Origin of the sequence: Mesorhizobium sp. M1A.F.Ca.IN.022.07.1.1, assembly GCF_003997575.1 — a bacterium.
GTDB lineage: Bacteria > Pseudomonadota > Alphaproteobacteria > Rhizobiales > Rhizobiaceae > Mesorhizobium.
This window is the reverse complement of the sequence record NZ_RZST01000187.1, coordinates 1-11,570: the sequence shown is the minus strand read 5'-3', so window position 1 is coordinate 11,570 and position 11,570 is coordinate 1. Positions and strand designations below refer to the sequence as shown.

Genomic DNA, 11,570 nt, shown 5'->3' with positions numbered 1-11,570 from the left:
GGCAGAAGGACGAAACCTGGGGGTAGCCGCCGAACAGCCCGACCACGATCAGGTCGCGCACGAGTTCGGCGGAAAAGATGCCGCCGACGGCCCGCGCCGCGCCTGCGAAGGCGCCGATGGCAAGCGCGCCGGAGACGTTGACCACCAGCGTGCCCCAGGGAAAGGTCTCGCCGACGCTGCGGCCGACAAGGCCCGACAGGAAGAAGCGGGAAACACCGCCGAGGAAGCCGCCGATCAGGACCAGGGCGCAGGCCGCAAGGCTCATCGCTTCTTTGCCTTTCCACAAAGCGATTCCTCGCGGGAATCGCGCCATCAAGACAGGCGTGTGCGAGCGGAAAAAGAAATCCTGCCGCGCGAAAGCACGCCTGGCAGGAGTCATCAGCCCAGATGCGAAAAGCTCGGGCGGTTTCGGGGGAACCCCATCCCCATTTGACGAGGGAAACTAGGTGGTCGCGGGGTCGCGGTCAATCGGGGCCACTATGGTTGCGACGCGTTTCTTCGCGCCCCGTTAACATTTGCCGAATCCGTTATGGTGGCGGACGCGGTGGCGGACGAGAGACCGGAACTCCCGGGGCTGACGCAGAAGCGGCCGCGATCCCTCGTCTCTATGCGTTTCCGGCGTGTCGGAAATTTTGCGAACCAGGCTACGACGTGACCTTCTTCAGCACGATGGTCTGCGGCTTGCCGTCCAGCGGATCGACCTGGTGGCGAGTGTCGGTGAGGAAGATCAGCCGATCATCGACAGTTATGCGGGCCTGCAGCGCGTAGGCCCTGCCGGGCTGGATTGCCTTGGGATCGAAGCCGATCTCGAATTTGATCGGCACTTGGCCGGCCAGGACGATCTTGCGCTGGCCGAGGAGCGTTGCCGGCGCGCCGGCCAGCGAGATGTCGGCGAGTTCGACCGAAAGCACGGCATTGGGCGGCAGCGCGATGCGCTCGCGATAGGTCACCTCGCCGGCAATCGTCTTTTCGGCGGCACTGGTGAACTCCGGCACGGCAAGCACGCCGACCACCAGCGGCACAAGGCCGAAGATGAAAAATTCCGCGATCCTGTCCAGCATAAGATTGCTCCCGCCCAGCAAATCAAACCGATTTGCAAGGTCGGGAAGGATTGCGGTCGTTCGATGGCCTTGGGGAGGAAATTTCGCCGGCTTGTCCCTCAGGCGGATTGCCAACCGAAATTGCGAAGAGCAGTTCGGGGCGACCCTCTTCTCCCCAAGGGGAGAAGGTGCTGCGAAGCGCGCCAGATGGGGCGATCGCCAAGGCAATGCCGTCCTGGCTTACTTGTCCGGGGTCTTCCAACGATCCGCGGCTTCGTCGTCGGCTTCCTTGGCCTCGACCCAGCCGCCTTCGGAGCCGTCGGCACGGTGCTCCTTCTTCCAGAAAGGCGCACGCGACTTCAGGTAATCCATCAGGAAATTCGCCGCCTCGAAGGCCGCCTGGCGATGTGCGGAGGCCGCGACCACCAGCACGATGTTTTCGCCCGGCGCGATTTTTCCATGGCGGTGTACGACGGTGAGCCCCTGCAGCGGCCAACGCCCGATGGCCTCAGTGGCGATGCGGCCGATCTCGGCCTCGGCCATGCCGGGATAGTGCTCGAGCTCGAGGGCGGCGAGCGCGCCTTTTTCGTCACGGCAGAGGCCGGAGAAGGTGACCACGGCGCCGATGTCGGCACGGCCTTCGGTCAGCGCGGCAATCTCGGCGGCGACGTCGAAATCCTCCCGCTGGACGCGGATGGCCGGCACGACCGTGCTCGCCATCTCAGCCCCCGGTCATTGGCGGAAACAGCGCGATCTCGCGCGCGCCCGCGATTTTCTCGCGGTGGCCGACATGTTCCTGGTTGATGGCGACGCGAATGACGTCCGGATATTGCAGCGCGTTTTCGTATTCCTCGCCGCGCGACTTCAGCCAGCGCAACAGGTCGGCGACGGTCTCGACGCCGGCGGGCAGTTCGACATGCTCTTCCGGCTTGCCGATCCGCTCGCGCACCCAGGCGAAATAAATGAGCTTGGTCGACATCTCACTCGTCCATGATGTGTTTCAGGCCGGCGCGGAAATAGTCGTAGCCGGTGTAGAGGGTGACAAGTGCCGCGATCCACAACAGCACCAGGCCGATTTGGGTGGTCAGCGGGAAGATCTTGTCGCCGGCCGGGCCGACGAGCAGGAAGGCGATGGCGACCATCTGGATGGTCGTCTTCCATTTGGCGAGTTGCGTCACCGGCACCGAGACCTTCAGCGCGGCCAAATATTCGCGCAGGCCGGAGACAAGAATCTCGCGGCACAGGATGATGATCGCCGCCCATAGCGACCAGCCGGCAATGCCGGCATGGCGGTCGGTGTCGGCGGCGAGCAAGAGCAGGCAGGTGGCGACCAGGAGCTTGTCGGCGATCGGGTCCAGCATCTTGCCGATGTTGGAGGTCTGCTGCCAGGCGCGCGCGAAATAGCCGTCGAAATAGTCGGTGATGGAGGCGAGCAGGAAGATGGCGAGCGCCGACCAGCGGGCAAAGTCGGAGGACTTCAGATGGCCCTCGAGAAAAAAGCACAGCACCACCAGCGGCACCGCGATGATGCGGGCGTAGGTGAGGATGTTCGGCAGGTTGAACGCGCGCTGGGCCATATCTGATCGGGATCTCTCTCCGCCTGCCTACTCAAATCAGAAGCCAATGTGGGGGGTCAACAGGCGAGATTCGATTGGTCAACCCAAAATAGGCGCAAGAATGGTCAGCTGTCATGAAAATGATTGTAGACCAGCTTCGCCACGTGCTCGGAAATGCCATCGACCTTGACCAGGTCCTCGACCGCGGCGCGGCTGACCGCCTTGGCGGTGCCGAAATGGTGAAGCAGCGCCCGCTTGCGGCCTGGGCCGATGCCGACGATCTCGTCAAGCGGGCTCTTGACCATCTCCTTCTTGCGGCGGGCGCGGTGCGAGCCGATGGCGAAGCGATGCACCTCGTCGCGCAGGCGCTGGACGAAATAGAGCACCGGGTCGCGCACCGGCAGCGTGAAAGAGTCCCTGCCCTTGACGAAGAAGCGCTCGCGCCCGGCGTCGCGGTCCTGGCCCTTGGCGATGCCGATGGCGACGACCCGGTCCTCGATGCCGAGATCGGAGAGGATCTTGCGCACCGCCGTCATCTGGCCCTGGCCGCCGTCAATCAGGATGACGTCCGGCCATGCCGGGAAGCTGCCGTTTCCCTCGACAAGATCCTCTGCCGCATCGTCCTCGGCCTCCGCGCCCGCTCCGATTGAAGGCTGGACGTCGCCATGCTCCCTGAGGAGCCGCGAGAAGCGGCGCTCCATCACCTCGCGCATCATGCCGAAATCGTCTCCGGGCGTGATCTCGGTCGAGCGGATGTTGAACTTTCGGTACTGGTTCTTCACAAAACCTTCCGGCCCGGCGACGATCATGGCGCCGACCGCATTGGTGCCCATGATGTGCGAATTGTCGTAGACCTCGATGCGCACTGGCGGCCTTGCGAGGCCGAAGGTCTCGGCAAAGCCTTGCAATAGCCGCGCCTGCGTCGACGTTTCCGCCAGCCTGCGGCCGAGCGCCTCACGCGCGTTCTGCAGCGCGTGATCGGTGAGATCCTTCTTCTCGCCGCGCTGCGGCACCGAGATCGCTATCCTGCGCCCGGCGCGGGTTGACAGCGCCTCGGCGAGCAGCTCCTGCTCCTGCACCGGCTGGGAAAGAAGCAGCGTACGCGCCGGCAGCTTGTCGTCATAGAACTGCGCGAGGAAGGAGCCCAGCACCTCGGCCGGCTCCAGCGCCGGATCGGCCTTGGGGAAATAGGCGCGGTTGCCCCAGTTCTGGCCGGTGCGGAAGAAGAACACCTGGATGCAGGTCTGGCCGCCTTCCTGGTGGATTGCAAACACATCCGCCTCCTCCACCGTCTGCGGGTTGATGCCCTGATGCGCCTGCACATGCGATAGCGCCGCGAGGCGATCCCGGTAGATAGCGGCCCGCTCGAAATCGAGCTCTTCGGAGGCTTGTTGCATGGCGGCCGAGATCTCGGTCTTCACCTTCTGGCTGCGGCCGGAGAGAAAGTCCTTCGCCTCGGCAACCAGCTCGGCATAGCCCCGATGCGATATCTCGCCGGTGCAGGGACCGGCGCAACGCTTGATCTGGTAGAGCAGGCAAGGTCGCGTGCGGTTCTCGTAGAAGGAATCCGTGCAGCTTCGCAGCAGGAAGGCGCGCTGCAGCGAATTGATGGTGCGCCCGACCGCGCCGGCGGAAGCGAAGGGCCCAAAATAGTCGCCCCTGCGCGAGCGCGCGCCGCGATGCTTATAGATACCGGGCGAGACATGGTCGCCGGTAAGCAGGATGTAAGGGAACGACTTGTCGTCCCGCATCAGCACGTTGAAGCGGGGCCTCAGCCGCTTGATGAGGTTGGCCTCGAGCAGCAGCGCCTCGATCTCGGTGCGGGTGACGACGAATTCCATCGTCGCCGTCTCGCGCACCATGCGGCCGATGCGGGCGGTGTGGAAGCGCCCCTGCGCATAGTTGGTGACGCGCTTCTTCAGGCTGCGCGCCTTGCCGACATAGAGCACGTCGCCGGCGGCGTTCATCATTCGGTAGACGCCCGGCTGGTTGGGCAGCCGCTTGACCAAAGTCTGGATCACCTCGGCGCCGACCATGCCGTCGGCGTCGCCGGCATGCGGCGTCCAGTCGATCGCGGTGAAAGCGACGTCGGGACCGGCGGCAACCGCCTCCGGCTCGACGATTTCCTCCGACGCCTCGTCCTCGATGTCGAGATCGGGCGGCAAATCATCGGCGGCGCCGAGGGGGCTGTGTTTATGGGCAGGACTCATTCCACCATGCCTGTCACATCGGGCGTCTGCCATGCAAGATGCTGGCCGCCGTCGAGCGCGATCATCTGGCCGGTGACGGAGCGCGCCTCCCAGAGATAGCGGATGGTGGCGCCGAATTCCGGTAATTGTGGGCCGCGCTTCAGAATCAGCCCTTCGACCTGCCTGCCGAAATCTTCGTCGTCCTGGCGCTTGTTCTTCAGTGTCGGGCCGGGGCCGATGGCATTGACGCGAATGCGCGGCCCCAGCGCCTGCGCCAGCATCTGGGTCTGCGTCCACAGGGCCGATTTCGACAGCGCGTAAGAGAAATAGCGCGGCGTCGGCCGCCAGACACGCTGGTCGATGACGTTGACGATCAGTCCCTCCGCGCCTTCCGGCAAGGCCCGAGCAAAGTTCTGCGCCAGCAGCGCCGGCGTCTTCAGATGAATGGCGAAGTGGCGGTCCCAGGCCTGCCAGTCGAAATCCTCGACACGGTCGTCGACGAACAAGGAGGCGTTGTTGACGAGGAGCGTGACCGGGCCAAGGGCAGCTTCGGAGCGGCCGACCAGATCGCCGACGGCTTTCATATCGGTGAGGTCGGCGGCGAGCACGGCGGCACGGCCGCCCTGGTTCCTGATGCGGCTGGCCAGCGCCTCGGCCTCGGCTCCGGAACGATTGGCATGGATGGCCACGTCAAAGCCATGCGCGGCAAGGTCCTCGACGATCGCCTTGCCGATCCTTTTCGCTCCACCCGTCACCAGCACCACGCCAAAGGCTTCTTTCATGTCGTCAATCCTCTATCGGCTTCACGATTCCGGGAAGCCGGCACAATATGACGGGCCAAGCGTTAAATGCCATTTCTACCTGGGGCAGGAATGTGGCGAAGCGGCCCGTACGCACGCTGCCGACCCGGATTGCGGAAGTTTCATAATGCAATATAGGTCCCCGAACCCCTTGAACCAAGCGGTGTGCAGCGCAACATGACTAGCGTGCTGACATTCGCTGTTGCGAAGATGCAACGTCACCTTTTGGCCTCATTCGCGCCAGGGAATTACCCAAGTTCAGGTTCGCTTCAGCCGTATTTCAGCACGACATTTGGAACCGTTGAACGCCAGGCCCGTTTATCCCCCCGGACGGGCCGGGGGCATTCATGAACATAAAAAGCCTCGTGTCTTGTGGCTTAAGGAGTAAACAACAATGCAAGCTAATCTCAAGTTTGCGCGGCCGCTGGCGGTTGCGCTCGGGCTCTTCGCCCTCGGTGGTACCGCTTATGCCGCAGACGCCGTCACCGAAGAGCCGCCGGCACCGGCCCCGGTCGCCGAACTCCCCGTCGCTTCCTGGGCCGGCCCCTATGCCGGTATCAGCCTCGGCTACGGCTTCAGCGGCCATGCCGACGCCCGCGACGCCGGCGTCAATGTGAAGACCAAGGGCTTCATCGGCGGCGTCTTCGGCGGCTACCAGTGGCAGCAGGACAACTTCGTCTACGGCGCTGAAGCCGATCTCGGTTACAATGGCGTCAAGGGCGACAGCGCGGGCATCAATGCGAAGGGCGGCCTCGAAGGCTCGCTGCGCGCTCGCCTCGGCTATTCCGTGACCCCGGAAATCCTGCTCTATGGCACCGGCGGTCTTGCCGCCAAGAACCAGAAGATCACTGATAGCGTCACCGCCACCGACGAGAGCAAGGCGATGCTGGGCTGGACGGCCGGTGTCGGCACCGACATCAAGATCACCGACAACGTGTTCGGTCGCGTTGAATACCGCTACACCGACTACGGCGACAAGGACTTCGGCGCCCTCGGCAACGTCAAGTCGAAGGACAACCGAGTCACTTTCGGCGTCGGTATGAAGTTCTAAGTCGTCCAAGCCACGACACGGAAAAAGCCGGGCCGCGCGCCCGGCTTTTTTTGTGGCTCGCGTTGCCGCAGGCCGACACGTTTGGCCGCGCCTTCAGCGCAATCCGGTGGATGGCGCCTGCTGGAAATCCTCATGGGCTGAAATCGACTGCAGCCGGTCGAGCCAATTCGCGCGCGAGCGCGTGAAGACCTGGGCGTCCGGACGGTAGTCGGCCGGGTCGGTCATGGACGCGGCGTGAACGTGGATCTCGTCGGGCCATCTGTCGGAGCGGAAGTAGAGCCTGGTACCGCAGGACGGGCAGAACCCGCGAAAGGTGTTCGGGCTGCTTTCATAGTGCCTGATGACGCCGGCCCAGTTCAGCTGCTCCGGCCTCATGCCGAGGAAAGCTGTGAAGGGAGCGGACGTGGCGCGCTGGCAATCGGCGCAGTGACAGACAAGATTTCGCGTGAGCTCCCCGGAATAGATCCAGGTGACCGCGCCGCACATGCAACGTCCCGCCAGAGATGCCATCGCTTCCTCCGCCGACTGCGTGCCCGGGCCGACCCCGCCGACACGGCCGATGTTAAGGATAGGCGGCGCGATCTGTTCAGGCTGGCCGCTTTGCGACCTTGGCGGGTTTGACCTTCGGCGGCAGTGTCTCGACGAAAGCCAGCGCACGATCGATCCACTCGGCGAGATCTGCCTCGGTTGCAGTGCCTTCCGGCGCGACATGGACATAGCCTTCCATGGAACGCCCGCCCATTTCCATCGGCCGCGCATGGGGCCGTGCGGCTGCGGCCGCGTGCCGTTCCTTGCCGACACGCACAAGCAAGCCGCGCTTCGATGTGCCAATCAGCATATTGCCGTTGATCATGAAGCAGGTGCCGCCGAACATTTTCTGTTCCGTGAAAGCGCGCCGGCCAAGGGCCGCGCGCAAGCGCTCGACCATCGGGTCGGGGGCGACGATTGTTTGGGTGACCGACTTCGCCATGCGAACCACTTCGTAATTGCACGGCCTATGCAATCACGAATCCGGGCGACAATTCAATATGGGGAGGCGCGGCGGCGAGGCTGCCGATCTCCCCCACAAGGGTGGAGATGAGCTGTTTACCCCGGCACGCAGCCCTTCAGTTCCGGAAACTTTTCGTCAAAGCGCGCGGCCCAACGTGTAAGCCGGCCGCGGCCCTTTTCCCACTGGCCGCCGAAACGCAGCGCGAGATAGCCGAGGGTGGCACGCAGCGCCAGCTGGCCGGCGGTGATCTTCTTGGGCAGTTTCGGCGGGTTGGCGTTGAGCAGGTCGAGCGCGGCGGTGATCTTCGCCCACTGACGGTCGAGCCAGGGCTGATAGACCATGGCGTCGGGGCGCGTGCGCCGCTCATAGACCATCGACAGCGCGCAGTCGCAGATGCCGTCGGCCAGCGCCTCCAGCACCTCGGCCTCGAGCCGCTTGTCGGGGTTGCGCGGGAACAGCACGTTCTTCGACAGCCGGTTGAGATGCTGGGTGATCGCCCGGCTGTCGTGGATCGTGCGGCCGTCCTCCAGCACCAGCACCGGGATCTTGCCCAGCGGATTGGCCGAGATCAGCTCCGCCGGCTTGTCCTCCGTCTTGACCGGCACGAGGTCGATGGCGATGCCGGCATAGGCGGCGGCCATGCGGACCTTCGAACTATAGGGAGAGGTGGAGGCGTAGAGCAGCTTCGGCATGGATCGGGTTCCTGATTGTCCGCGCGCACTGTTGACCGAATGCTCTTGCCAGAGCAACGGCCAGCGTCGCCAAAACCTACCGCCAGTTGGCCGCACCTTGTTCGAGCGGCGCGTGCCGCCGCTACTTCAGGGACCGCTCCATGATGATGGTTCGTTCGTCGTCGTGGAAGCAGTCCCGGAGCGGAAGCCAAGTCTGAAATAAAATCGCTCCGCGGTTACCGAGGACGGCACCGTCAGCACCGTCGCGCCGTTTGCCCGCGCTGCTTCCTCGATCTCCAGCATCAGCCGGCTGCCGACGCCGCGTCCCTGAAATTCAGGATCGACGAACACAGATCGAACCGTTGTTCCGTCCAGCCCCGCGGTACCGACAATTTTGTCGCCGCAAACGGCGACAAAGACTTGGCGCTTCTTGAAAAGTTGCAGCACGGCAGAGGGGCTGAAGCTCTGCTCAACGCGGGCGATGATTTCCGGCCCGTAATCCCTGGCGTTGTTTTTCCGCAGAGCGGCAACAATGACCCGGCTTACCGCTTCGGCATCGCCCTCGCCTGCCCGTCGAATTCCAAGCCACAAAGCCATGATCAGCCCTTTCTACCTGATCGACGTGCGGCAGCAGCCGACATCGCCCGGACCAGAACGGATCGTGACGATGCGAGCCGGTCGCGCAATAAAAAAGCTCCCGGAAGTTTGCCGGGCGGCAAATTTCAAGGAGCTTTCAGGACAGGCCTTTGCCATCCACTTCGCCCGTTGTCACGCCGAACTGGCGAGAGGGGCGCCTCGACGGCACCCACCCTCGCCTGTTCAGGCTCGCGAGCGAAGTTACGCGATTACTTCTTGGCCGGCGCCTTCTTGGCAGGCGCTGCCTTCTTCACGGCTGCCGTCGACTTGGCGGCTGCTGCTTTCATCGGCGCCTTGGCGGCGGGCTTGGCCGCTGCCTTCGCTGCCGGCTTCTTGGCGGCGGGCTTGGCTGCCGCCTTCGCGGCCGGCTTAGCCGCAGCCTTCGCCGCAGGCTTTGCCGCTGCCTTGGCCGGAGCCTTGGCCGGAGCCTTGGCTGCTGCCTTCGGTGCCGCTGCCTTCTTCGCTGCTGCAGGTTTCGCGGCAGCCTTCGGTGCCGCTTTCTTTGCCGGCGCTTTCGCCGCCGGCGCCTTGGTTGTCGTCTTTGCCATGCGATGCCCCTTGCGTTTTGCCCAAGGTCGTGAGTGACCCGGCGTGCTCATGCATATCTGACTCGCGGCTATCTAGCCAGCGAAGCAACACAATGAATTTCAGTTATTGAATTTTGGTTACGCAAGACGCGTTGACAAGGGCATCGGCGAAAAAAACGACAGAGAATCTTTGCCCGTCGAAGTGAAATTGCGCCGTCGAGAATTCCCGATGCTCTCTATCGCCGGATCATCCAGACATCTTGATGCCGCGCAGAGCGTAGAATGTGAGCGTATTGCTCATAATGGACAACGCACACCAAACAAAGCACCTCATCTTGTCCAGCGGAAAGATTTACAAGTCAAGGCGGAGCAGAACCGAACCGGCGAAGGGGCAAAGCTTGCGCGGCAAAAAGCGAGCTTACAGCTCACATTCAAAAAACTGCCGCTGGAGAGCTTGATCCGCTCAGGCTCCACTGCAGACGGCGTGAGGACTCCGCCGTTCCATGCTCCTCGCAAGTTCCGAGGGGAGAAAACCGTTGCGCACAGTCCTGGAATTGCTGTTCTTCCTGGTCGCAATTCCGGACGGAAAACCGCTTCGCACTTTTCCTGGAATTGCTGTTCTTCCTGGTCGCAATTCCGGACGGAAAACCGCTTCGCACTTTTCCTGGAATTGCTGTTCTTCCTTGGTCGCAATTCCGGACGGAAAACCGCTTCGCACTTTTCCTGGAATTGCTCTCAGGCCAAATGTGAGTATTCTGGTTATATTCTCGGGAGGCAGGTTGGGGATGTCTACTCGCATTGCAAAGCCAGCCCCGCGCATGCGCAAGGAGCCGCGCCAGGCGCGCTCGGTCGCCACCGTCGAGGCGATAATCGAAGCAGGTGCCCGCGTTCTAAGCGAGATCGGCTGGGCGGGCTTCAGCACCAACAAGGTGGCCGAGACCGCGGGCGTGAGCATCGGGTCGCTCTATCAATATTTCCCCGACAAGCTTGCGCTGGTCGACGCCATCCGACGCCGCCACTTCGACCATGTGCTGTCCGTCATTCGCGAAGCCGCGGCCGAGGAGAAGCCGCTCAGGCAATTCGCGCGCGAGCTGGTGCGCGGCATGATCGCCGCGCACAGCATTCACCCGACGCTGCATCAGGTGCTACTCGACGAGACGCCAGGCGACCGCGGCTCGCACGCCGCGCATGCCTCGTTCCAAGCCCGCTATCTCGAGCACTATGCGGCGGCCGTCGCGCAATACCGCCGGCGCCTGAAGAATACCGAGACCGTGGCGCGCGTGCTCTCCTCCGCCGTCGAGGGCGTGATCCACAATGCGGCGCGCCGCAACATGCTCGATGCGCCGGAGCTGCAGAAGCAGCTCGGCGAGCTGATCTGCGCCTATCTGTCCGGCCAGGGCGCGCGAGCGTGACCAGCGCGATACCGACGCCGTCAGGGTCGATAGCCGAGGCAGATCGCGCCCAGCGCGACGACGGCACAGGCTCCGATACGGAGCGGCGTCAACTGCTCGCCGAGGAAGAAGCGGCCGATGAAGGCCGCGAAGACGACGCTGGTCTCGCGGATGGCGGTGATCGGCCCGGCTGGCCCCTGCGCGAAGGCGGCGACCACCGCGCCATAGGCCAGCAGCGCGAATAGGCCGCCGCTCAAGGCCTTGCGTGTTTCCGGCGCACGCAGGTCGACAATGAGCCTGCCGCGCAGGCCGACGAAAGCCGCCGGCAGCAGGGCACCGTAGATCAGCAGCACCCAGGCGGTGTAGGCGGCGCTGTCGCCGGCGACGCGCACGCCGATCGCGTCGACCGTCGCATAGGCCGCGATGATGACGCCGGTGGCCAACGCGTAGAGGATCGATGTCACTGAGGCCCTGCCCCGCCCGACTGACAGACCCATAATGCCGCAGGCGACCAGCGCGACGCCGATGAGTTCCGGCGCGGCGAGCCGCTGGCCGGCCAGCAGGAAGCCGCCGAGCGCCACCAGCAGCGGCACGCTGCCGCGCACGATCGGATAAACCTGCCCGAGCTCGCCATAGCGGTAGGCGGCAACCAGGAACACGCTGTAGCCGACCTGAAGGACGGCCGATAGCACGACATAGGGCCAGGCAGCCGCAGCCG

The 11,570-nt window shown here is 63.9% G+C and carries 15 protein-coding genes and 1 riboswitch; of the genes, 2 read left to right on the top strand and 13 right to left on the bottom strand.

The genetic code is table 11. The features are described from left to right. The 7 genes from EOA75_RS20170 to EOA75_RS20140 form a co-directional block, all read right to left on the bottom strand. The coding region (locus EOA75_RS20170; protein WP_127324982.1) for a CrcB family protein at positions 1-265 on the bottom strand (265 nt) is incomplete at its 3' end. Between the two features lie 97 nt (positions 266-362). Next, a riboswitch (Fluoride riboswitch) is annotated at positions 363-436 on the bottom strand. A gap of 208 nt (positions 437-644) precedes the next feature. Then, a complete protein-coding gene (locus tag EOA75_RS20165; RefSeq protein ID WP_127246185.1) occupies positions 645-1,061 on the bottom strand; it encodes a YbaY family lipoprotein in 417 nt (138 codons plus the stop codon). 219 nt (positions 1,062-1,280) lie between these two features. Further along, positions 1,281-1,760 (bottom strand): molybdenum cofactor biosynthesis protein MoaE, encoded by a 480-nt coding sequence (locus EOA75_RS20160; RefSeq protein WP_095800048.1) that lies wholly within the window; start codon positions 1,758-1,760, stop codon positions 1,281-1,283. A 1-nt stretch (position 1,761) separates the two neighbouring features. Next, a complete protein-coding gene (moaD, locus tag EOA75_RS20155; RefSeq protein ID WP_067330385.1) occupies positions 1,762-2,019 on the bottom strand; it encodes a molybdopterin converting factor subunit 1 in 258 nt (85 codons plus the stop codon). Between the two features lies 1 nt (position 2,020). Continuing rightward, positions 2,021-2,617: a CDP-diacylglycerol--glycerol-3-phosphate 3-phosphatidyltransferase gene (gene pgsA / locus EOA75_RS20150; RefSeq protein ID WP_067330383.1), complete on the bottom strand. Its 597-nt coding sequence runs from the start codon at positions 2,615-2,617 to the stop codon at positions 2,021-2,023. Positions 2,618-2,721: 104 nt separating this feature from the next. Further along, entirely contained in the window at positions 2,722-4,806 is a 2,085-nt protein-coding gene (uvrC, locus tag EOA75_RS20145; protein ID WP_067330379.1) for an excinuclease ABC subunit UvrC, read from the bottom strand. Next, entirely contained in the window at positions 4,803-5,567 is a 765-nt protein-coding gene (locus EOA75_RS20140) for an SDR family oxidoreductase (RefSeq protein WP_095800049.1), read from the bottom strand. The genes uvrC and EOA75_RS20140 overlap by 4 nt, the downstream gene beginning before the upstream one ends. A 412-nt stretch (positions 5,568-5,979) precedes the next feature. Between EOA75_RS20140 and EOA75_RS20135 the strand changes: the two genes are divergently transcribed. Then, positions 5,980-6,636: an outer membrane protein gene (locus tag EOA75_RS20135; RefSeq protein WP_067330375.1), complete on the top strand. Its 657-nt coding sequence runs from the start codon at positions 5,980-5,982 to the stop codon at positions 6,634-6,636. Between the two features lie 93 nt (positions 6,637-6,729). Here the strand turns inward: EOA75_RS20135 and EOA75_RS20130 are convergent, their stop codons facing one another. From EOA75_RS20130 to EOA75_RS20110, 5 genes are all read right to left on the bottom strand, one after another. Then, complete coding sequence (locus tag EOA75_RS20130) at positions 6,730-7,146, bottom strand: GFA family protein (RefSeq protein ID WP_127239807.1); 417 nt, start codon at positions 7,144-7,146, stop codon at positions 6,730-6,732. 76 nt (positions 7,147-7,222) lie between these two features. Further along, positions 7,223-7,606, bottom strand: a complete 384-nt coding sequence (locus EOA75_RS20125; protein WP_245460531.1) for a TfoX/Sxy family protein — start codon at positions 7,604-7,606, stop codon at positions 7,223-7,225. Between the two features lie 116 nt (positions 7,607-7,722). Beyond that, the gene (locus EOA75_RS20120; RefSeq protein ID WP_095800053.1) at positions 7,723-8,319 is read right to left on the bottom strand and encodes a glutathione S-transferase; all 597 of its coding nucleotides are present in this window, start codon (positions 8,317-8,319) and stop codon (positions 7,723-7,725) included. 126 nt (positions 8,320-8,445) lie between these two features. Beyond that, positions 8,446-8,895, bottom strand: a complete 450-nt coding sequence (locus EOA75_RS20115; protein ID WP_245466688.1) for a GNAT family N-acetyltransferase — start codon at positions 8,893-8,895, stop codon at positions 8,446-8,448. A gap of 248 nt (positions 8,896-9,143) precedes the next feature. After that, complete coding sequence (locus tag EOA75_RS20110) at positions 9,144-9,482, bottom strand: histone (protein WP_127239808.1); 339 nt, start codon at positions 9,480-9,482, stop codon at positions 9,144-9,146. A 797-nt stretch (positions 9,483-10,279) separates the two neighbouring features. On the opposite strand from EOA75_RS20110, the gene EOA75_RS20105 reads away from it, so the two are divergent. After that, complete coding sequence (locus EOA75_RS20105) at positions 10,280-10,873, top strand: TetR/AcrR family transcriptional regulator (protein ID WP_127239810.1); 594 nt, start codon at positions 10,280-10,282, stop codon at positions 10,871-10,873. 20 nt (positions 10,874-10,893) lie between these two features. Here the strand turns inward: EOA75_RS20105 and EOA75_RS20100 are convergent. Further along, positions 10,894-11,570, bottom strand: a 677-nt coding sequence (locus EOA75_RS20100; RefSeq protein WP_127324981.1) for a DMT family transporter, incomplete at its 5' end; no start/stop codon positions are given.